We start from the raw sequence: 22,536 nt of genomic DNA on the forward strand, positions 1-22,536 counted from the left end.
ACGACCTATCACCGTCTTACTCTTGACTTTTTTTTAAATACCGGTATAGTTTAAATTACCCGTTACGGGACGTGATACGTCACGCACATTATTCAAGGTAAAAAGCGAGATGGTCGATAAACTGGGCAGCGCTGAGATCCGGAAGGCGATCAGCAATTCAATTCCCATCATTATAAAATCCTTTACCCTGTCACACGAAACGGAAATGTATGTGGAAAAGATATTGGGAAAATTTCTTGTCGAACTGGGATATGAAAAACTGAAAAATCCCCTTTCCTACTGCCTCAAGGAACTTGCCGTTAACGCGAAAAAAGCGAATACGAAACGCGTCTATTTCGAGGAGAAGGACCTCGATATCGAAAACCAGGACGACTACCAGATCGGCATGAAAAACTTCAAGACGGAAACCCTCGACAATATCAATCATTATCTGGAGATGCAAAAACAGAAAGGCCTCTATATCAAAATCGTCTTTCAGACAAAAGGAAAATCATTTATCATATCGGTCCATAACAATGTCACCATCAACCGGGTGGAACACATGAGGGTATTCGACAGGATCGCGCGGGCGAGGGCCTATAAATCGATTACCGACGCATTCAACACGGTGATGGACAACACGGAGGGCGCCGGACTTGGTATTATCATTCTCATTCTCATGCTGAAAAAGATCGGACTGAGCGAAGACGCCTTCGAACTCGAAGTCAAAAACGACGAGACAATTTCGCGGATCAGCGTTCCCTTTTCAAACATTCATGTCGAACAGGTCGATCTATTAACAAACGCGGTAGTGAAGGAGATCAATTCGCTTCCCAGTTTCCCGGATACGATACTGTACCTCCAGAAGCTGACCGCTGATCCGGAAGTCGATATCAATGAAATAGCGAAACACATCAAGGCGGACCCCGCACTCACTGCGGAATTGCTCAAGCTCGTCAATTCTCCCATCTACCGTGTCGCCAAACGTATCGAAAGAATCGCGGACGCGGTCAAACTCGTAGGCATGCGGGCATTACGGAATATTCTCTATTCCTACGGAACACAGACAATCCTTGAAAAAAAATACAGGGAGATGAAAGAGCTCTGGGAACACTCCTTCAGGGTCGCCACCTACGCGTATAACATCGCACGGAACAACGGATTGCGGGGAGATGTCCTCGATGACGTGTTTATCGGCGGCATTCTCCATGACCTCGGAAAAATCATCCTCTCCTCACTTCATCCGGATGTCGTCGACAAGATCGTGAAATATTGCATCGAAAAGGGAATTTCGATCAATCTCGTCGAAGATATCACCGTCGGACTCAATCATGCCGAAACGGGAGCACAGATGGCGGAAAAATGGAGTTTCCCAAAACAACTCGTTGCCGCAATCAGATGGCATCATGAGCCGACCGCCGGACCCAGAGAATACATGAATGTCATATTCCCCGTCTACCTCGCAAATTTCATTTGCAGCGTGGAAAAGGATATCGTGGTATTCGATCAATCAGACCCGGCGGTCCGCGCGTATTTCAAATTGACCGATGAAGCAAAATTCAGGGAACTGACCTCGCGTCTTCAGAAATTGTTCGAAGACGGAAAAAAGACAATATAAGGGAGACCGGTATGGCTATTATCGTTTATTCGACCCCCGCATGCGGATTCTGCGGAAAGGTGAAAGACTACCTGAAGGAAAAAGGAGTCAAATTCACCGAATACAATGTCGCGAATGACAGACAAAAAGCGGAAGAAATGGTGAGAAAATCGGGGCAGATGGGTGTCCCGGTCGTCGATATCAACGGCAAGATCATCGTGGGATTCAACAAACCGGAAATCGATAAGGCACTCAAATAGCGGTATCAAAGCGTAATTTAATGCAAGATATGACGGATTGACTGAAAGAAAGTCCGCTTTCTTTTTGCACTTACGGCCCGGACATCTCACAAGCATTCAGCTGACATTATCGGGATTATTTCCCTTATCGGTCCTTTGATCGAAAAGGAGGATCCGTGATTATTCCCTTTGCCGTTATCGTTTTATTTATTCTTTCATTAATCCTCATCATCCAGAAAATGTCGTTACGAATATCGGTTTACAAAAGCAAAGAATTTCACACGGTTTTTGTTTACGGGCTTGCGGTTTTATTTTTAATTCTTGAGTTGATCTGCCTATCCTCATCGTTGCTTCTCATGCTTGTGTTTCATACGTTCTTTCCCGGCATTATATTATATAGTATCGTCCTCATATTTCTGATAGTCAGCCGGAAAATACTTAAAAGGATCGACTACAGGTATGAACGGGGAACATACCCCGCACAGACGGCATGATATATTATGCGGTAATTCATCCAGTTAAACCGGCCGGAATTCTATCGCGATGCCGGCACATCTGCGGACATCACGCCCGGTAATTGCCGTTAAATGATGCACCATTCCGCCTGACGCCGGTTTATTCTGTAAAAACGGATGATAATCGAATAAAAAGGTCATTTCGATCATTGACAATGATCCCGTTCAATGAAAAATTTAATTATGAAAATAAACAAAAAACAAACCGGCAGTCCATATGACCTGCGTCATACATGCCGATTCTCTTCTTTTAATTTTCTTATCATCCTTGTTCTTTCCATAGTAACCGGCTGTACGCAATGCAGCTCCGCACCGGACCCGGAAGTCCTTGCGAAAATCGATTACACACCGCATGTACAGGACGACGGCTGGAAAACATCCACTCCCGAAGAACAGGGTGTCGATCCGATGCTGCTTGCGCGGCTTTATTACAATGCGATGAACGTCGAGTCGATATACGGCCTTCTTGTCGTAAAAAACGGCTTTATTATCGCAGAAGACTATTACAACAAGGGCGCGATCTGGATAAAGAACAGCCTGCAGTCGGTAACGAAAAGCTTCGTTTCCGCGCTGGTGGGAATTGCCGTACAACAGGGGCACATCACGGGAATAAACGAGAAGATGATGTCATTCTTTCCGGAACTGGCCGCACGCATAAAGGACGAACGCAAAAAACAAATTACGATACGGCACATGCTTCAGATGCGCGCCGGGTACCCCTGGGAGGAGTCGACCCCGAAATTATTCGAACTCCTGTATCACGGATTCCGGCCCTCCGATCTGATCGATGTGCCCCTCATTAAGGACCCGGGGTCTTCGTTTCACTACAGCAACCTGACATCACACCTTTTGGGCGTCATTGTCGCAAGGGCGGTGAAAACCGATCTCAGGGCGTTTGCCGGAGAACATCTTTTTTCACCGCTCGGCATCGATCCCGGAAAATGGACGCAGGACTGGGAAGGGTATTACCTCGGTCACGCCGAACTCCACCTGACAGCCCGCGATATGGCGAAATTCGGCCTGCTGTATCTCAATGACGGTGCGTATAACGGCGCACAGATCGTGCCCGCCGCCTGGATCGCCGAATCGCTTGAAGTGTATTCAAAAAACGCGTGGCAGTACCACGTCGGCAGGAACTTCCGGGATATCGGCTACGGGTATCAATGGTGGTCGGTCACGTCGGGGAAGCATACCTACAGTCTCGCGTGGGGACACGGCGGCCAGCAGATCGCGTTTTTAAAAAAGCTGAATATGGTCATTGTCGTTGCGGCTGATCCCCAGTATGGGAAACACGGCGATACATCGTGGAGGCATGAAAGAGCGAACCTCAATCTGGTCGCCGATTTCATCACAACACTCCCGGAGGAATAAGGGGCGGAAAACAATAGTTTTTCTGCTTGATTAAATGTACCGGATATAATAAAATGTTAAATACGGTACAATTTATGCGTTTTACCGATACCCATTTCATTATTGCATACCGTCTTCTCTGCGAACCCGACAGGCAATGGAAAACGGGAGATTTTGCGGACTGCCACAGGCCTTCCGTCGTTTCTTTTTTCAATTATCTCATCGGGCAGGGAGTCCTCGAGAGGAAAAGCCCGCGCGGCCGGAACAGTATTTCGAAACTCGTCAATCCTCAGCAGCTTCTCGGCATGTGCGTCGAAAACTTCAGAAATAACGAAGAGAAAGCGATCGGCTTCGTATCGAAACGCCCGGATACCGAACTCGTCAACGACCTCATCGGCCGCGGAATCGAATTCTATCCCGGAAGATTTTCAGGCATACGCGGAGAACTGATCCAGGCGACGGTGACGGGGTTATCCCTCCTCATCCCGGACCGGAGGATTTTTTACGGTGAACGCCTCGCCGAATTTCAAATGGATTTTAAATTATTGAAGGTCGGGTTCGGGGGAAACATCACCGTCATCCTGCCGCGTTACAAATTATTCCTGAGGAAATACGCGGCCGGACGGAACGGTGTCATGCTGCCGTCGGATTTTTATACATATCTCTTTCTGTCCGTCACGGATACGGTCATCGCGGAACCGCAAAAAGCGTATTTCGAAAAACAATTGGGAGGAGTCGATGGCAACTTTCTTGCATGGCGATGAACAGGAAAAAAGATTCCTGAACGTGTTAAAAGATCTGGAACAATACAGGGAAACGATCGTCCTCATCGGCGGCTGGCTTCCTTTCATCTATATCAATTACCTCTGGAAACTGAAAGAGGACGTCTTTGTCGTCAAAACAGTCGATATCGATTTCGCCCTGCACGAACGATACAAGCCTTTTTCCCCCCTTATTCTGGACAAACTGATGAAATCCGGCGATTACATGACCGAACCGGTGTACGAGGGTGAAGCGGCACCATTCGACATCTGGGCGTTATACGGCGATGGAAACGAGAAAAAGATGAGACTCGATTTCCTGAGTCACGAGTTCGCCGACCCCGCCCTTTTTCAGAAAAAAATCCTCGGCGCCGGGGTCAATCTGATACCGCTTGAAACCGTCGAGTTTATGTTAAAAGAATCGCACCGGCAGGAAGTGGCGATTCCGGCCGGGAAAACCGGCATACGATACAATATACTCAAACCTTCGGCCTACTTTTTTGTAAAGGGAATATCCTTTGCCAACAGAAGCACGAATGAAAGCGATTACAAATATATCAAGGATATGTGGAGTCTTTATTTCGTCCTCGACACGATTCCATTGCGGGAAAAAAAGACATTCCTTTCGGAACTCACCGAATATAAAAAGGAAGAAAAGGAATACTATGACTATTTTATCGCCAACATACGGGAATATTTCACCGGAAACGAACCGAAGGGGCTTGACGATCTGACCGGTTTTCTCAAGACGGTCTTCCCGGAACAGGTCGTCAAAAAGCGCATCGTGAAGATGTTCGGCGAACTCCATGGTTATCTCGAGGGCGATCGATAAAAACACAAAAATCATTACCCCATCCCTGTTGAAACAAGACAGGTAATTTTCTGTCGACTGATAAAAAACCTCCCGTTGTATATTTTCGTAAAATTTTTCGAAGTACAAAATCAGGTTTTTCCTTTTCAATGAAAAAACAGGAGACATTACCGGAGTCAAGACCGATCTGATAGAATCAAAAGCTAAAATAATGATCGACGGGAAGTGAGGAATACCGTGCACTCCGGTTGTCCGAAAGGGCATCATAGAACGCTATCTCATCCTCATTCAGACCAAGTTTGTCAAACGTTTCCTATATTCGAGTGATATTTCTATTTCCCAAGTGCCGACTTTCCAATCACTCATTATTGTACTTTTTCATCAGTAATTCAATCTCTGCCCAAACTGATACGAGTAATGCAGCAAACATATTGCTTGATATATCTAATGCAATGGAATAACCTTCACCCAAGAACTCATAATCTCTTGGATCAGTATTCTCAGAAAGCTGATTAAGTTGATTGACTTCCTTTTTAAAACCTTCATCAATACTTTGCAGCAATTCATTCCATTCTGAATCAATAAAATTATCTTCATTTGACAGCATAATTGTATTTAAATATCGTATAAAATAGATTTTATCAAGACTTTGACTTGGTTGATTCTTCATAATTTATTACCTTTATACACTTTACAATAACCTATCCACAACCTCCCGGTAGCCAGCCTTCTTCCCTCCAACACGCTTTAAAAGACCTATTTTCTTCAATTTGTCAGTATGATACCGGATACCATCTTCTGAAAGTCCTAATTTATCTGCCATTTCTTTCCGGGTTATCCTGGGATATCCTTTAATCAAATCAATTACTGTTATTTCTTGTAGGGTTAATCCCTTATCGGTAGTTTTCATAAAGGAAGGACGGTTGAAACCGGTTATGAATATTCCGGTCCCTTTTCCAGGATAAGTGGAATACCTCGTCCCCAGGCTTCCACCAATCCAATTCTGCGCAAAAGTTCTGCTATTAAAGGATTCCTTCGCTTTGAAATATTGCCATTTCTCAATTCTTCTATGGTGAGTCCTTCGTAAAGACCGCCCGGATTTCTAATTTCCACCCGGTCTTTAAATATGGCTATCCGGATAAAATCTGGATCACGGTAATCCCTATGACAAAATGCATTAATGATTGCTTCCCGTGTAGCTTCCGAAGATATTTCCGGTACATCTTCCCGTTCTATTCCTTTAAGCTTCATCCCGATGTTGATATTCTTTAAAACATATTTATGGGCTTCATCTATTAGGTTAAGGATATCTCCCTCAAAATCATGCCTGTCGATTATCATGGAACTGGCGGTCCCGCCAAAAACGGCGCAGCGAAGGAGCCTTACTGTTTTTTCCCAAAGAACAAAAAAGCCGCATTATTCCCTGAATCATAGCCATGCAAAATTTTCCTTGATTGTGTTATCAAGGTATTCCGCCGAGGCCCAAAGCTTGTCTTCGAATCCGAGATTCACTCCGCTTGTTTTTACCATCTATTTCATCTCCCCGAGTGTCAGTTTTCCGTTTTCCGTCATCTCTCCGATAAAATCATTAAACTGTTTCATGGCCAGCCTCGAAGGAGACGTCTGCCCGTTTTCCCACCGGTTGATCACAGCAAAACTCACCCCGAGTTCGCGGGCTAGGTCTTCCTGGCTGAAATCCAGTTGCTTTCTGATTTCCTTGATTATTATGGAGAAATCTTTTTTCTTTTTATCCATATTTCTTCCCATTAAATAATTTCATTTGTATTATAGCGGATGTTATATCATTTGCAAGCGAAAAAATAAATATTATTTTCCCCACCGCCAGCTAAAGCGAGGCGTCGAGTCTTTCCCTGACCATTTCAGGATAATGCCCCTTCTGGATATCCAGGAGCGCGTTGATCGAGCTTTCGTATTTCACCCGGTAATCGCGGATCGCTTTTTCGAGTTTTGTTTTTAATATGCTTTCCACGAGAGACGGGTCGGTTCCGTCGACGATTAATTCCAGACCCTTTTTGATCAACTCGTCGTCGACCATCTCCGCGTCGCTTTCGAGTTGAAGAAGGCCTTTCGTGTGGGCTTTCCTGCATAATTCGTAAAAAAACTCTTTTAGTTCCGCGTTGGTAAACCCACTCGATTTTTTCTTTTTTAATATCCCGACAGGTTCGCTTTTGACAGGGGTCTCTTCTTTACCGGCTTTTTCACTCATAATTTCACCTGCTTTTACCAGCCTTTTATAAACGCCGAGGATTTTTTCCTTTGATGCTGTAACTGCCATTTCGGGTGTATCCGTCAATGCCGTGATATCGCTTTTCAGCAGAGTACATGCCCGTCCGGACATATTGACAAATACCTTCTGTTTTACCCCTTCATCCGCATCCAGCAGCGCCATGGCAAGGATCTGAGAATCAACCTGTCTCAACAGCCTTTGCATCGCCCTGTTCTTTAATCCTTTGAGCCGATCGAATTCTTCTTTGATGGTTCCACTCATAGTATCCTCCTTATTGATCTGAGTGCAGTAATCGGATAATTGCCGCCAGCTTTTGAAACCGTAGTGAAGGGCAATCGCGTATCGGGCGTCGTGCAGTTTTATCGGGGCGTTCAGAAATGCTTTTTTCGGCAACGATGCGTATCTCCCGATTAACCTGAAGATGCGGAAGGCGGCATAATCGCCGTTCCGAAAGGCTTTCAGTAACTGCTTTGCCTGCTTTTTGAGGTGTTCGACGGATGGTTTTTCGGGCAGGTTTTCCGGCATCAATACTCCTCTCACTGTTCCCGGTTGTCCGCACCCGCGGGGTGAAAAGAATATATATGCCACAACACATTGAAGCGACAGGCGGGTTCGACCCTTTCCGCAGACACAGAGGGTACCTGCATACCCATTACTATAAATATAAAGAAAAATATTGTGCGAATCAAGTATGTATCTATCGAATTCCTCGTAATGAACCGGCACCCCACTACCGCATAACACTCCACAGATTACTGAAATCGTCGGTCCAGAGGACGCGCCGCCGTCCGGGAGTTTCCAGGTAGTGCTCCGGAATGAAAAAGGGGTTGTCCGCAAGCAGCACCCACCGCGAGTACGCGGCTCCCCGGTCCGGTTTCGGGTAGTTCGTCCGTAAAAAGGCGCCGGTTCCGAAATGGTCCGCTATCGCAGTGACCACGGGAAGGAGATCGAGGGTCTGGTTGGTGATATGGACCGCGATAACGCCCCCTTTCTTGAGCCGGTCGAAATAGACGGCGAACGCCTCCATTGTCAAAAGATGCGCCGGAATCGCGTCGCTTGAAAAGGCATCGAGTACGATCACGTCGTACGGGGGTTCCGTTCCGGCCGAAGCCTCCCGTTCGAGTATGAGCCTGCCGTCGCCCCGGACGATATCGATTGCGGCGCCCCGTTTTTCGGCGTCTTCAAGATAGTGAAAGTATCTGCCGTCCGACGCGATCGAGATGATATCCGGATTTATCTCGAAAAAGCGGTAGAGGTCGCCGGGCCGCGCGTAGGCGGCGATCGTCCCGACGCCCATGCCGACAGCCCCGACCCGAAGGGCCGGCGTGCGGGGATAGCCTGCAAGGACGATACCGGCGCCGCTTTCCTCAGAAAAATAGGCGGTTGGTATGTTTCTGAGTGCTTCATCGGCGAACTGGAGCCCGTGACTCGTATAACCGTGAACAAGCCGGTAGCCCCGAAGACGGGACTCCCCGGTGGAATAATCCCTGACGGAGACGACCCCGAAAAAATTTCTCCGGCACTCGTAGAATATATCCGATCGGTTAAAAATCTGGAATATAAACGCCGCGGCGACGCCGCAGACAAGAAGAACAAAAAAGGCAAACGTGAGCGGCTTTCCAAGGTTCCCTTTTCCCGATACCGGAATAAAATCCCCGTCCCTGAATGCGAGCGCGATAATCGAAACGAGGATCGCGACACTCGTGAGGTGCAGTTCGTAATAATCCGTAAAGACGACCGGCGCCGCCAGTCCCACAACCATACCGCCCGCGGCCCCTCCCGCCGCGATGAAAAGATAATAGCGGGTAAGCAAACGGTTCGGGGGACGGAGGTTGTAGAGTTCGGCATGGCAGGCCGTACAGCCGGCATAGACGACCGCGGAATAGATGATGATCTGCAGGAGAAACGAAAGATCACGCGGATACCGCAGTATAAACGCGATCAGGGTGAACCCTGAAACAAGAACGATAAAGAATACCGACCGGCTGTAAACAAAACGCCATCCGGTAAACGCAAGGGCAAAGGTGAGCAGGTAAATGGAAAGGGGCAGCACCCAGAGAAAGGGGCTGCTTGAGACATCCGTACACAACTGATTCGTGACCGCAAGAAGCAGCATGCAGGAAAGCATGGGGAGAACGACCCACGAAATGTGTTCGAACAATCCCGGTTCTGCCGGGGCCGGTCTCCGCCGTTCATTTCTTGAGACGCCGCCGGTTCTCTCCCGCCGTACCCTGCTTGCCTGGGAAGCGGCGCTGCCGCCGGGTGCAATACCGGAGTTAACGGAGACGGTTTCCGCTTTTTTGCGTCCGAGGCTTATCCACGCGGTAAAACCGCATACGATCGCGAAAGCCGTAAAAATGATACTCCAGACGAATGTCTGCGTTCGCAGCGGAAGCAGCGGTTCGATCATCGCGGGGTATGAAACAAGGGCGAGCAGCGAGCCGATGTTCGATACCGCATAGAGGACATACGGTTCCTGTACCGCATCACGCCGGCCGTACCAGGATTGAACGAGCGGGCTCGTGGCCGCGAGGGTAAAATAAGGCAGACCGATTGAGGCCGTCAGGATAAGGATAATCGACGGAACCGGGTCGGTATCCGGTGCGGGCTTCATTGCTTCGGGGGAAACCGCGCGGAACGCGAGGAGAAAGGCGGCGAGCAGAAGCAGCGAGCCGTGAACGATAAATTGAACAATCGGTCTGCCCCTCGAGACGATAAGGTGAGCATAAACATAGCCAGCCAGCAGTAAAACCTGAAAGAAGAGCATACATATCGTCCAGACCGCGGGACTCCCGCCGAACCACGGGAGAATGATTTTACCGATAACGGGTTGAATCTGAAAAGTGAGAAACGCCCCGAGGAACATCGTCAGTATGAAAAACAAGGTGTTTGTTTTATGCATGTATTTATTAATCCTGTCCGCCTGGAATTTTATCTGAGTAAAAGATAGAAAAAAAAGACATATCCTGTCAATTTCTAATCAATCAATATACAGGAAAACCGTTGAATTCTCCAATAATTTTCACCTCACCAATTGGTGTGACAATTACGTTCATACAGAGAATGACAACATGGATTGATACAGGTAAATGATATCGTACCGGGAAAAAGTTGCTTGTATATTTATCTATATTATTATATAAATGATAGTCACATTTTGATCAGCTTGTAATAATTATTTTGAATATTGCCGTTCATTAATAAGGAGAATAGTATGATTAAATTGGCTTATAATACAAACGGTTTACGGAATATTCCCCTCGGATTTCAATATTGAAATCACTCTGATAGACTTCATAACCATTATGCTCAAGATATGAAGTTAAATAACAGATACCAAGCGAAGGATGATCGATACCCCACAAAGGTGCGATACTCAGAATTATTTTCTTAAATTTCATATTCAGACAATCTCCTTAACCAATAATAGCAATTAAAATACCTGCTTTAATTTAGGTGTAACATGTAAAATAAAGCCCGGTCCATACAAGATGAAAAAAATCCATTCCGGGAATTGTTGAAAGTTGCATCAGTCGATTCCCAGGCATTATATTATCTTTACAATATACTGTTCACTGCCTTACACCCAACAGATGGTGATAAAAACCGCTCTCAGTACCAACTCCAGTAGATTATTTTTTCCCGCTTACCCAGACCAATTTTCCATACATACCGATATACTCTGCTGTTTTTATGTCCGAAATCACCCTGGCTTAACTTATTAATTGATCCGCAATTTCGATTTGTTTTTCTCTTTTCATAGTCTCTGCCAATTTAAGATAGAATTTAATGTACAGATCGTCTGTTTCATCATTCGATATACTCTTTTTTTTTAATGCAATTTTCATCGATTCGCGAAATGCTTCATCCAGTACTTCCCGAAGCTTTTTATAAAATGAATCGCCCCCTTCCCGTGATCGAGAAGAAGATCCCTTTATATTTTGCGGGATTCTGTATAATGATGGAATATCAGGTGAATAATAAAACCCGCCACCCGATGCAGAATATCTCAACCAGGTATGCGCATCTTCCGAACACCAATATTCCGGAAACGGGATTTCATACGCAAGATTCGTTTTGACACTTGTACAGGATGTTAAATTTATATATCCATATCTGGTTGCAATATCTATCCAGACATTTTTTCCTTCAGGTGGTTTTTGCTTATGAGATTCCAGTATCTCAAGGATTGATTCGGTAATTTTCGATGTCTGAACTTCTTCGGCATTTTCATCGATTACCTTGAATGTCGAATAAATAACATCCGTTTCAGGGTTGCTTATAAACACATTTCGTACAGTATGCAGTCTGTCTTTATGTGAAATATCATCGCTGTCATTGAACAACACAATCGGAGACTTGTTATGCCATGCCCATTCGATACCCTTATTTCTACAGTATCCGGGACCTCGATTTTCGTCGTTGAATATAATCTCGATATTTTCCGAATTTTTGTTTTTAATTTCAATCAGGCTTCTTTTTGAATCCTCACATGGAGAACAGTCGTCAATTATTACTATTTTCTATTTATTATCTCTCTGGTTGAAAATACCGGAAAGACATTCATTCAGATATCGCTTGTTTTCTGTAATATTCGTGCCATAATGAGGGATAATAAATGTTGCATACTCATTTAACGTGTCCATAATTACATCCATATATCATATGCGGGTCAACAATACAATAATTATATCATTAATCTTCGTTTGATAAAAGAAGAATACAATAAAATCCTATTTATTTCAATAACCCAAATATTTTATAATTTCTAAACAGTTTGTCTTTTTCATATTAGGCTTCGCTTCAGGTATCACGATATATGTTCCGCCGCATGAGGTAGTCGGTTTTCTTCCCCCGCCCCACCATGGCGGTCGAACGTGCCGAATAAAATAAAAAATGATTTGAAAATGACTATAAAATAACCAATACTTTGTATCTGAGTGAACAATAAATCCGGGGGCAAGTGATGCACGGAATAATTCCGGGAACCGCAATGAAGAAAATCTTCCATATCGTCAGACAACCTGCCGGTGTCGTTTTCAATGGAATTTTTTTTCTCTATGCCCTTTGTTATGAGTTATTGATCGGGAAGCATCTACAGGCCTATTCGCTACCGCTTGAATATCATCCGTCCCCGGGGTGTGAGGAGATATTAATCGGTGTTATCCTTCTCGCAGCATTTATCTCGGAAACTATCGGCATCGCCGTCAAAAGCAGGTCGATCAGGAGTCTGCTCTCTTCCCCGGACGGCGGACTCTATAAAACCCCCCTGGAAGGTTATTTCGCCCCGATTATACTCATGAATATTTTTCACCTCGTGGGTGCGGGATTTGTCTGCTTCGTCATGCTTGCCGGATTCGGCATCGCACCCGATTCTTTTGCGGGCATGGCTGTCTTCATCCTCGTTTTTCTTCGCGGTCTCTATATCGGCTACCTGACGCTGCTTGCCCCTTCCGACATGTCAGGGGAGAACATCACCGTTTCGCCGCCTGCAATGTTTATCGGTAATTTTTTTCTCACACTGTGGGGATGTGTCGGGTATACGGTCGTATGGGAAAGCCTCGGAAACGCATTCAGGGGATATTTTCTTCGGAAAGATATATTTACGGGTGCCGGAAACATCGTTCAATGTATCTTTGTTCTTGCCGGTGTCACTATTGCCTGTTTTCTCCTTTTTATACCGGTACGGCTTGGATTTTATTTCGAAGAACTGGTATCGACAAGAAATAAACAGGAAAAAAGAAATTTGATTGTCTCACTATTCATCGCGGTTTGCGGGGCGATGCTTCCTTTTCTGAACGTATTTTAAGGAGGCATGATACGAAAAAGAAACTTGCAATCGAAGCCTACATTAATCTGGATGAAGTGTTTTTCGATCTGATCATTGCCGTTGGAATCATATTTATCGGGAATATCGTAGTAAAGAATTTTAATGCCATAAAGAGTATTGACGGAAACCTTTTATCGCATCTTTTGATCGTGATCGAGTTTTCATTGAGTGTCTATCTGGGGAAAACGGCGGCATCCTTTATCGACGATAACATCCTGAAACCTGACAGCAACGCCGGTTTGAATACATTGATCCCCGGAGCAATATACGCGATTGTCTCGATTTATATTCTATTTGTCGTATGGATTTCAATGCCGGTGATATTGAACATACCCGGCATCATGACCTTTGTCGCAGGTATCATCATGATCGTCATCGGGGCGATGAGCGGTCTTGTTGTCGGCGCCCGGAAACTGGTAAAAACGGCCGATACGGAAGCATCACCCGAAAACCCAAAGTCGGGAAAGGCCAAAGGCATCGGAAAGTACCTGAATGACCATACCGTCACAAGACATCCGTGTATCATGCTCCCCGTGATGGCGTTTCTGTATGTCTTTGTTTTCATTGTCTCAATTTTCGGTTCAACGACGGGATTGTTCGCACTGCTTGTCATTATCATTACCTTCATCGTTTCCGTCATTGCGATGTTACTCAGCGGGGCTGTAGCGGCGGGATGGATTTTCATTTACGAGTTTATCGATGAGAAGATCAAGATTTTCGATGTCATTGTAAGAAGAATCATCGTCCCCCTCTTTATGGCATTCGTTCTCATCGTCTGGGAGCACATATACCTTGTATCGACCATTACCCCTTCATCGACACCGGATTACGGACATCTTGTCTTTATCCTTTTTTTTACCGGCATTATTCCGCTTCGAATCGTCATGATGTTCAAGCCGCCCGTCAGGATTATCAATATCATCCTTTCCCTGCTCTCATTCGGTTTTTATTTTTATTCTCTTAGATTTCTGGCCCCGGGGTAAAAGCCGGCCGGTCTTACCGGCTGCCGCCGTTCGGCATAATCTGTCCCGTCAGACCGAGGCGCCCGCATTGAGAAACCCGGTACCGGATGAAACCCGCAGGCCATTGAACAAAAAACGTCAGTCCTGCTGTGAACAATACACCTGGTTTCCGTTTTTCCAGACCCCCCTCACGATCGGAAGACAATCGATTACCCTCACCCGTATAATGTCCGCCTTTTTTCCGGGTTCCAGAACGCCTCTGTCATCGAGTTTCACCATACTGGCGATAGTTGACGTTACCGTGGAAACAGCCCTGTACAGGGGAACGTGAAGACGTTTGTACAATTCAAATGCCGCATGCAGCAGGCTGACGGGCATATAATCCGATGAAAATCCGTCGAGAAGCCCGCGTTCGGCCAGAAGCTGAGCGGAAATGTTTCCCGAATGCGATTCTCCCCGCACCATGTTGGGTGCCCCCATAACGACCCTCATCCCCAACTCTTTTGCCTTAAGTGCCGCCTCGTACGTTGTTGGAAACTCCGAAATGCCGACCCCGCTTTTACATGCCTCGACGCAGTCCCGCTTCGTCGTGTCGTCATGACTCGCGACGGGCAGATTTCTTTCAAGAGCCCCTGCCAGTATTCTCCTGCGGTTTTTATCGGCATATCGTTTTTGAAGCGAGCGACGCTGTTCGATGACCGCCCGAGCATCTGCATCACTCCAGTTTTTATCCCTGTTAAAAATCCTCCATTTGAGAAGATCGCGCCATTGCCTTTGCCCCGGCGTATGATCCATCACTGAAACCAGTGCGACAAGCGGGTCGTTGACATAGCGGTCGAATAAATCGGCGACGGTCGAGCTCGGCAGTTCACACCGGAGATGAAGAAAGTGATCGGCCCGTAAAATCCCGTATTTCCCGGCGTGTGAAATACCCTGTATCGATTTGTCGAGTATCCTGAAGCGGTATTCCGAAGAATCATCGAACCCTATGGCGATCGCATCGAGTACCGTCGTTATTCCCGATCCGAGTATCTGGTTATCGTGGGCGATAATACTCGCAGTCAGGGACGGCCAAAAAATACCCGGCCGCGGAACAGCATGTTTTTCGAGATTATCCGTGTGTATTTCTATAAGCCCCGGTAAAAGATAATCACCCTTGCAGTCGATCCCACTGCGGCAGGCGGTTTTCTCATCGGCAACGGATTTTATCTTTCCTCCCTCGATGACCAGCGTCCCTTTTACACACTCCTCCGGCAAAACGAGCTTCGCATTGAAAAAAACCTTTTCCCGTCCCATCATTACACCTGAAATACGAATTTCTTTTTCATCGCCGTTTCCGGCCTCACCGTCTTCTTCACATCGCCGTCTACGTTCCGGTCGAGGACAAGCACTTCATCAGCAAGCATATGAAGCTCCTCCGGATTATGGAAAATCCCGATCATCGTCACATGCTGCTTTTTTAGTTCACCGATGATATTTAATATGATATCCCGGTTTTTTTGATCCAGACTCGCCGTCGGCTCGTCGAGAAGAAGCATTTCCGGACAATCGATCAGTGTTCTTGCCAGGTTGATCCGCTGCTTTTCACCGCCGCTGAATGTCGAGGGATAGGCGTCCCAGAGGTTCTCCGATATATCGAAAAGCTTGAACAACTCCGACGCCCGTGCAACCGCCTTTTCCCTCTCCCAGCCGCGGTCGATCAATGGCTCGATGACGACATTGAGAGTAGTGAGCCGGGGAATGGTTTGAAAAAACTGACTTACATATCCCAGTCTTTTTTTCCTTATCTGGATCATCTCCATATCGCTTATATCGACGAGATTAATCCTGCCGCCTTCCCGGTCGTATAAAAAGATATCACCGCCTGTCACGCTGTAATTCCTGTAGATACATTTAATAAGGGAAGATTTTCCATAACCGCTTTTTCCCGAAATACCGAGGAATTTACCGCGCTTCAGTATGAAGCTGATATTTTTAAACGCCGTTATTTTCTTTCCGCCGAGGATATGCATATAAAAGACTTTGCTGAGATCGCTGACTTCAAGGTGTATATCCATCACCCTTTCTCCCCCGGATTATTGTGCGACACATTCTCATCCTGTCCCGCCATCAGTTCGAAATCGACCCGTGTCGAACTGACGATCTCGCGTTCGCAACGCATTTTCTCCTCCCTTTTTTTTATCAGTCCCAAAGCCAATGCCTCGATGGCGTCCTTTCCGGATCCTCCTTCCTCATACACACCCATCAACAACGCACAGTCGAGGGCCATTTCTTCATTCAGGTTCATTACGGCACTATAGCCGATCGAATCCCCCACCCGGACCTCGGCGCTTGTCATCAGGACCTCGCCGACATTAAAATCCAGTTTTTCGACATTTTCTTCAACCCGGAACATGATTAATTCCTGTCTCGGCTGCTTGATCACCGAATAATCGATACGTTTCCTCAACAGTTCGGCCAGGGGAGAAATATCCTCATAATCCCCCTGCATGATCGCGTCAAAAACCGTTTCCTTTCTCATCATATCAATCTCCCTTACTGGATTGCGGAATGGACGAGGGTCTGTGTATATGCGGCACACGGATCGTCGATAACCCTGTCCGTCAGGCCTGCTTCGATAATCCTGCCGTGCTTCATGACAATGATACGTTCGCACAGAAGCCGTATGACCTGCATATCGTGTGATACCATAATCATGGCCACCTTCAATTCACGGCTTATGGATCTGATAAGATCGAGAATACGGGCCTGGACCGATACATCCAGCCCGCCCGTCGGCTCGTCGAGAAGGAGAAGCGAAGGTTCGCTGACAAGGGCTTTGGCAATTTGCACACGCTGCTGCATACCACCACTGTAATACCGCGGCAGATCCCTGTACCGTGATTCCGGAAGTTCCACACGTCTGAAAAGGCTATGGACCTTTTTCTGAATGTCGCCGAAATGGGTAACGCCTGCAACGAGAAGCCTTTCCGCGACATTTCCTTCCCCGCTGATACCGAAGTTCAAACCCAGATACGGATTCTGATAAACAATACCGTAATGTATATTTTGCAGATACCGCCTTGTCTGCGCATCGGCTTCGAGGATATTTATCCGTTTCCCCGTCCCTGTAAAAATGATATTGCCCGACGTTACCGATATCGCGAGATTTATACAGCCCAGTATCGTACTTTTCCCCGAACCGCTTTCACCGACAATACCGAGTACCTCGCCGCGATACACATCAAAGGAAATATCCGTACATGCGACAATCGTTCCGCAAACAGGGCATCTGTTGTCCTCCCCCGGCAACGGATTATCACCACGACAATTGTCGCACCCGGAACCGTAAATTTTTTTCATGTCACGCACTGATAACAAAGCTTCCATTTTCATTCTCCGGCCTTTTTTCTTCGACTCATGCAATAAAAGGAATCACTGCACGCGTACACCTGCCCCCGGCCTGAAGGCGAGGGTAATTCATTCAGGTATGATTCGGTACTCCCGCAAAAAACACATCTTTTACCCTTAAACGCTTCAACGCGAAAGGAATAATCTTCGAGGGACAACGGCTCGACCGCGGTGTAAGGTGGAATCGCGTATATCTTTTTCTCACGGCCGGCCCCAAAGAGATACAGGCATTCGGCATTGTTCAGTTTTGGAACATCCCAGCGGGGAATCGGTGTGGTCGCCATAAGATAACGCCCATTCACGATAACAGGATAATCGGAACTCAGGGTGATTTCACCATGATGAAGGACATCCTCGTATAACCTGACGTACATCTTTCCGTAGTCCTTTTCCGCATGCATTCGCGCAGTTTCGTATTCACGCGATTCGACCTTTCTCAAGGGTTCGGGCATCGGCACCTGAAGGACCAGAATTTGATCCGGGGATAGCCGGTACTCCGGTATCCGGTGCCTGGTCTGTAAAAGCGTGGCGCGGGTGCTGTCTTCCGTAACTTCCACGCCTGTCGTCAATTGTATAAGCCGCTTCAGGTTCACTGCGTTGACGCTGTCATCGTCGCCCTGATCGAACACTTTCAGTATTTCGTTCCTCCCGATGACCGAAAGCGTTATCTGAAGCCCTCCCGTTCCCCAGCCGAAAAAAATCGGCAGTTCACGGGAGGCAAACGGCACCTGAAAGCCGGGTATGGCGATGGCCTTCAACAAGGCGCGCCTTACTTCCCGTTTCGAGTTCTCATCAAGCAACGCGAAATTATACATCGGCGGCTCCTTCGATTGCGTCGACCTTCCTCCGTCCCTTTGCGCGCATGCTTCGTATACGGTCGAGCGCGGATTGAAAGGAAACATAATGGGGAAGCTTGAGGTGCGATATGAATCCCTGCGATTCCATATTGTCGATATGATAGAGAACGAACTCCTGGTCTTCGACCGGGGATTGCGGATCGCCGGAACACAATGTCCTGTCGAGGATCGACATGGCGATGGCCTTCCGGTCATTCTGACCGAAAACAAGTCCGTACCCCAGTTCGAACACATATTTATCATCGCCTGTTTTTTCATCGATTTGTTTCCTGAAACTGCATATCGATTCGACCTCGGAGACCATCACCCTGCCGATTGTCACCTCGCTTTTCCAGTACGGATGACGGATCTTGACGGGCAGATATCCCACCCTTACTTCGGCAAGGGTGGGATGGACGGAACCCCAGCCGCGCATACTGGCATAACCGAAAGCGAGAATCGCACCATCTTCACCGCGGGCAAGCCGCTGCAGCCTTGCCGACCGCTCGAGGGGGAAAATCATGGGTTGGCGGGTGATATCATAGGGCTTCTGTCCCGGATCCTTGACCGGGGTTTCTATGAGTCCCTGTTTTCTGAAGTAATCGACGACCTTCTCGACGGGTTCATAAAGATCCGAGGTATCAGGCTTTCGGGGGGGATCGACCGTGAGTGTCTGCTCCTCAAGGAGATCAAACCTGATAAGCCGCTGCGCGTAATCACGTGAGGGGCCAAGCAACTGTCCCCATGGAATATTCTGGAACGATGAGGAAATACGCCGTATACAGAACATCTCTTCCGAACGGGCCGGAATCGAAAAACAGACCCTCGGAACGGTCGAGCGGAAGGCCCTTACAAGATAGGCCGCTTCCATGGGATCGCCCTCCGTCTGTTTCAAGGCAAGGGACGCGATTTCGGGTGAGTAAAGCGATCCCTCACTCATCACCTTGTCGACGAGCAGGCGCATCTGATTCCGTATCTGATCCGTGCGGATCGGGGTTCCGCCGTTTTTACACCGGTAATATTCGACAAGCCGTTCCGAGTTTTCGATAGCGTCCTTTCCGCCTTTAACACCGACATACCCCATATCTCCCTCCTCAGGTATCGATCGCCACTGAACGCGGAATACCGATTAGTTCACATTGACGACCAAAAAGATATATATCGATTCCCAGCGGGAAATTGCTGCGATAAGCGTCCCATTCCGCCAATTCATCACCTCCGATACCATACACGAACACGTGCTTCCTTTTTTCAATGCCGGGACCGGACAGGATCAATTCCGTGTCGCCGTTATTCGAAACGGCGCCGAGGCGGTCGACGGCATAAAGAACGGTCGCGCTTCGATGCGGTGCGGTGAGGGTTCCTTTTTTTAAGGATGTAAACCGTCCGTTCAATGTCGATTCCAGGCAGAGAATAAAATCGGCATGGTGAAGTTCCTCGCAGCGACTGTTCGTATTGATCTCGAGATAATTACCTATTGCTTCATGAATCCGTGGGTCACGAGCCTCTACATGATGAGTTGTTTCCGGATCAAGTAGGGTCAACATGGCATGGAGTACACCATTATATTCTTCATACGGAAAACAGAGTGATACCGGATTAATCCGCATGACCGTTCCCGGAAACGCCATGGCTTTCATTAAAATCCTGAAAACCTTCTGACTGTCATGGATGAAATCGAACCGGTTTTCTTTCAATCGGGCAATGTCAGGTCCCATCCAATCCTCCTGCCGCTATGTGTATCGGAACTCCGGAAAGCCTTACCTCTTTCATATTCCTTATTGCAGTGATTCATTAACATATTATTTTTGTTTGATTAGCATATGAATAGCCATAAAACAGCCCGGGAATACCACGTCTTTTTTTATATGAACAATATCATTCACAGGCGGGTACTCAGGGTACCGGCGTCACAATGTGTGAGCATTATTGTTGAAATACTCCAACAAACACAGTTTGATACATTGGAAAAAAAGCCTGAATGTCACTTCATAAAAGCAAGTCCGCCTCACAAGGTGTTTTGTTACTTTGTTAGTATATGCAAGGACATTTGTTTTTTCATTATGCCAGTTTGATTTAAATGAATTGTCCGCACTGACAACCGTCGCAAACGAAACATTGGCCGTTATTGCATCCTCGGCCTTTTTTAATATGGTAAACAGCTTCCAGAGTGACAGCGATTGTTGTATCGATTCATGCGTTTCTTTTATTTTCGAATGATGTTCTTCAAGTATGTCTTGATATTCTTTTTTTGATATGGTACTCAGCATGAAATATTTCTTCAACCGTACTCCTTTTACCAGAAACAAATCTTCTATTGCATCGATGACGAGCCTGTTGGCCCTGAAATAGATAATCAAATCGATAATTTCATCAAGGGAAGGATCCTTCCCGAAGGAAAGAAGAAAAGAAATTCTTTCAACAATATCTTCGGGGAGAAGCGGATTTGTCTGAACGGCATAGGTTCTGAATCCCGTATCGTTTTTCTCGGGCAGGCTGATATGCTGAAATTTGAATAGTTCATTCTTTTTGATTTTACCGTAGTAGCCCTTTCTTTCTTTCGCCGTCCTCGCGAACTCGTTAAAATACTCATCTGCTATACCTGTACGGTCGATAATCTTATACAAACGTTCCGTCACACGGAAACCGTCCAGGGGAGACGTCGATTCCATACGCTTTGCCGTGATGACCGGATCACCGAAAACATCGTATTGTTTTCCTCCTTCGGGACCAACATTACCGAATGTCGCAGTACCGATATCAGCCCCGAGTCTGACGGCAATAATAAGATCTTCCTTTTCTTCCGACCTTATCGTATTAATGATATCGAATGCATGCATAATACTGGCGCTTGTTTTTATGCATTTTTCGATTGTCTTGACTACGGTTATTCTTTCCTGCTGAACGAATCTCGATTCACATATCGTTTTCCTTATCATGTCGTATATTTCCTTGATTGTGTTCGGCGGATGACCGAAAACGATGCCGGATGTCACAACCTTTGAAAGATTCTCTCTTTCCGAATCGTCCAAAAAGCCCAACGTGCAGACGATATTATCCGAAAGAATCGCAAATATACGTTCATCCAGTGAATTGAACATATTCTGAATTTTTTTGATTTCGACACAGGTATTAAAAAGCCGTTGTGAAATTGATTCCCGTTTTTGATCGTCGTCCAATCCGTTGACGAGTGGGTCGATCGTTCCCCCGTAATGAAAGATAAAGCTGTCGCCTTCCGTTTTGTTCAAATATCCGTTATATTTCGAAAGTACCGTATCAAAAGCCGAATACAAGCCGTTTAGCAGTGTAATATTCCGTTGCGGATTTTTCATGATCTTCGACAACCGGGTATATTTATTTATATCCAGAAAACCGATCCCGATAATATCCTCTTCCGCATCGGGAAGATGCCCCAATTCCATAATACGTGAGACCAGTTGCCGTCGTATATAAAAATCGATAATTTCTTTATTGAACAACTGCTCTTTCCGTTCGGAAATAAGTCCGGCGATTTCGCTTATCCTTTTTCCGATAATTTTCTTTACGGATGAATCGATCGGTTTATCGATAACGGCCTGGGCACCTGCCGAAAGGGCTTCTTTACGTATTGTTTCGTCGCTTGCATGTCCACTGATTATGATAACTACCGCTTTATTGATTCTTTTATATTTGGTGTCATGCTTGAAGCTTCTGCAGAGATCGATACCGTTTTCCTGTGATTCCAACTCGATATCCAGGATAACGAGATCGGGAACAAACGGACGGCGTCCATTAATAAGGTAACGGATACTCTCGCTGTCATAGGCGGTCTTTATTTCCAGACGTATTTCCAATTGTTCTTCGAGTTCTTTGAGTACATCTATCAAATATTCCCTGACAAACTCTTGATCGTCGACAACAAGGACCCTGACCATTTTTATATGTTCCCTGCTATTTTGCTTTCTTTTTTTAACAGATAACTCACTCATATTTTCCCGATCTCTCCATTACACTATCTATAGTTTATTTTCATTTATTT

Annotated in this window: 24 protein-coding genes; 8 read left to right on the plus strand and 16 right to left on the minus strand. The window is 46.3% G+C overall.

Features of this window, described 5'->3' with window-relative positions; all coding sequences use genetic code 11:
- Positions 1-109: 109 nt before the first annotated feature.
- From JW881_05575 to JW881_05600, 6 genes are all read left to right on the plus strand, one after another.
- Positions 110-1,597 carry an HDOD domain-containing protein gene (locus JW881_05575; protein MBN1696960.1) on the plus strand — a complete coding sequence of 496 codons (1,488 nt, stop codon included), beginning with the start codon at positions 110-112 and terminating at the stop codon, positions 1,595-1,597.
- 11 nt (positions 1,598-1,608) lie between these two features.
- A complete protein-coding gene (locus JW881_05580; protein ID MBN1696961.1) occupies positions 1,609-1,836 on the plus strand; it encodes a glutathione S-transferase N-terminal domain-containing protein in 228 nt (75 codons plus the stop codon).
- 155 nt (positions 1,837-1,991) lie between these two features.
- Positions 1,992-2,309, plus strand: coding sequence for a hypothetical protein (locus JW881_05585; protein ID MBN1696962.1), 318 nt, complete (start codon positions 1,992-1,994; stop codon positions 2,307-2,309).
- A gap of 204 nt (positions 2,310-2,513) precedes the next feature.
- Complete coding sequence (locus JW881_05590) at positions 2,514-3,701, plus strand: serine hydrolase (protein MBN1696963.1); 1,188 nt, start codon at positions 2,514-2,516, stop codon at positions 3,699-3,701.
- Positions 3,702-3,754: 53 nt separating this feature from the next.
- On the plus strand, positions 3,755-4,444 hold the full coding sequence (locus JW881_05595; GenBank protein MBN1696964.1) for a hypothetical protein: 690 nt from the start codon (positions 3,755-3,757) through the stop codon (positions 4,442-4,444).
- Positions 4,419-5,273, plus strand: coding sequence for a hypothetical protein (locus tag JW881_05600; protein ID MBN1696965.1), 855 nt, complete (start codon positions 4,419-4,421; stop codon positions 5,271-5,273). The genes JW881_05595 and JW881_05600 overlap by 26 nt, the downstream gene beginning before the upstream one ends.
- A 175-nt stretch (positions 5,274-5,448) precedes the next feature.
- Here JW881_05600 and JW881_05605 read toward each other — a convergent pair whose 3' ends face one another.
- The 8 genes from JW881_05605 to JW881_05640 all read right to left on the minus strand — a co-directional run bounded on the left by JW881_05605 (position 5,449) and on the right by JW881_05640 (position 12,020).
- Positions 5,449-5,544, minus strand: a complete 96-nt coding sequence (locus JW881_05605; protein MBN1696966.1) for a hypothetical protein — start codon at positions 5,542-5,544, stop codon at positions 5,449-5,451.
- Between the two features lie 66 nt (positions 5,545-5,610).
- Positions 5,611-5,922 carry a hypothetical protein gene (locus JW881_05610; GenBank protein ID MBN1696967.1) on the minus strand — a complete coding sequence of 104 codons (312 nt, stop codon included), beginning with the start codon at positions 5,920-5,922 and terminating at the stop codon, positions 5,611-5,613.
- Positions 5,923-5,943: 21 nt separating this feature from the next.
- Entirely contained in the window at positions 5,944-6,162 is a 219-nt protein-coding gene (locus tag JW881_05615) for a winged helix-turn-helix transcriptional regulator (GenBank protein MBN1696968.1), read from the minus strand.
- 23 nt (positions 6,163-6,185) lie between these two features.
- Complete coding sequence (locus tag JW881_05620; GenBank protein ID MBN1696969.1) at positions 6,186-6,593, minus strand: hypothetical protein; 408 nt, start codon at positions 6,591-6,593, stop codon at positions 6,186-6,188.
- 189 nt (positions 6,594-6,782) lie between these two features.
- Entirely contained in the window at positions 6,783-7,019 is a 237-nt protein-coding gene (locus JW881_05625; GenBank protein ID MBN1696970.1) for a helix-turn-helix transcriptional regulator, read from the minus strand.
- A 79-nt stretch (positions 7,020-7,098) separates the two neighbouring features.
- The gene (locus JW881_05630) at positions 7,099-8,025 is read right to left on the minus strand and encodes a hypothetical protein (protein ID MBN1696971.1); all 927 of its coding nucleotides are present in this window, start codon (positions 8,023-8,025) and stop codon (positions 7,099-7,101) included.
- A gap of 205 nt (positions 8,026-8,230) precedes the next feature.
- Entirely contained in the window at positions 8,231-10,402 is a 2,172-nt protein-coding gene (locus tag JW881_05635) for a hypothetical protein (protein ID MBN1696972.1), read from the minus strand.
- A gap of 811 nt (positions 10,403-11,213) precedes the next feature.
- The gene (locus JW881_05640) at positions 11,214-12,020 is read right to left on the minus strand and encodes a glycosyltransferase (GenBank protein ID MBN1696973.1); all 807 of its coding nucleotides are present in this window, start codon (positions 12,018-12,020) and stop codon (positions 11,214-11,216) included.
- Positions 12,021-12,493: 473 nt separating this feature from the next.
- Between JW881_05640 and JW881_05645 the strand changes: the two genes are divergently transcribed.
- Together JW881_05645 and JW881_05650 are read left to right on the plus strand one after the other, a co-directional pair.
- A complete protein-coding gene (locus JW881_05645) occupies positions 12,494-13,309 on the plus strand; it encodes a hypothetical protein (GenBank protein MBN1696974.1) in 816 nt (271 codons plus the stop codon).
- A 56-nt stretch (positions 13,310-13,365) separates the two neighbouring features.
- Positions 13,366-14,313: a hypothetical protein gene (locus JW881_05650; protein ID MBN1696975.1), complete on the plus strand. Its 948-nt coding sequence runs from the start codon at positions 13,366-13,368 to the stop codon at positions 14,311-14,313.
- 117 nt (positions 14,314-14,430) lie between these two features.
- Here the strand turns inward: JW881_05650 and JW881_05655 are convergent, their stop codons facing one another.
- The 8 genes from JW881_05655 to JW881_05690 all read right to left on the minus strand — a co-directional run bounded on the left by JW881_05655 (position 14,431) and on the right by JW881_05690 (position 22,486).
- Positions 14,431-15,588 (minus strand): alpha-D-ribose 1-methylphosphonate 5-triphosphate diphosphatase, encoded by a 1,158-nt coding sequence (locus JW881_05655; GenBank protein ID MBN1696976.1) that lies wholly within the window; start codon positions 15,586-15,588, stop codon positions 14,431-14,433.
- Positions 15,589-15,590: 2 nt separating this feature from the next.
- Entirely contained in the window at positions 15,591-16,349 is a 759-nt protein-coding gene (phnL, locus tag JW881_05660; GenBank protein MBN1696977.1) for a phosphonate C-P lyase system protein PhnL, read from the minus strand.
- Positions 16,349-16,816, minus strand: coding sequence for a phosphonate C-P lyase system protein PhnG (locus JW881_05665; GenBank protein ID MBN1696978.1), 468 nt, complete (start codon positions 16,814-16,816; stop codon positions 16,349-16,351). The genes phnL and JW881_05665 overlap by 1 nt, the downstream gene beginning before the upstream one ends.
- Positions 16,817-16,827: 11 nt before the next feature.
- Positions 16,828-17,661 (minus strand): ATP-binding cassette domain-containing protein, encoded by an 834-nt coding sequence (locus JW881_05670; GenBank protein MBN1696979.1) that lies wholly within the window; start codon positions 17,659-17,661, stop codon positions 16,828-16,830.
- 2 nt (positions 17,662-17,663) lie between these two features.
- Positions 17,664-18,497 carry an alpha-D-ribose 1-methylphosphonate 5-phosphate C-P-lyase PhnJ gene (locus tag JW881_05675; protein MBN1696980.1) on the minus strand — a complete coding sequence of 278 codons (834 nt, stop codon included), beginning with the start codon at positions 18,495-18,497 and terminating at the stop codon, positions 17,664-17,666.
- Positions 18,490-19,602: a carbon-phosphorus lyase complex subunit PhnI gene (locus JW881_05680; protein ID MBN1696981.1), complete on the minus strand. Its 1,113-nt coding sequence runs from the start codon at positions 19,600-19,602 to the stop codon at positions 18,490-18,492. Before JW881_05680 ends, JW881_05675 begins: the two co-directional genes overlap by 8 nt.
- Before the next feature lie 10 nt (positions 19,603-19,612).
- The gene (gene phnH, locus JW881_05685) at positions 19,613-20,236 is read right to left on the minus strand and encodes a phosphonate C-P lyase system protein PhnH (GenBank protein MBN1696982.1); all 624 of its coding nucleotides are present in this window, start codon (positions 20,234-20,236) and stop codon (positions 19,613-19,615) included.
- Positions 20,237-20,428: 192 nt separating this feature from the next.
- On the minus strand, positions 20,429-22,486 hold the full coding sequence (locus JW881_05690; protein MBN1696983.1) for a response regulator: 2,058 nt from the start codon (positions 22,484-22,486) through the stop codon (positions 20,429-20,431).
- Positions 22,487-22,536: the final 50 nt, after the last annotated feature.

The sequence above is a fragment of the Spirochaetales bacterium genome, from assembly GCA_016930085.1.
Lineage (GTDB): Bacteria > Spirochaetota > Spirochaetia > SZUA-6 > JAFGRV01 > JAFGHO01.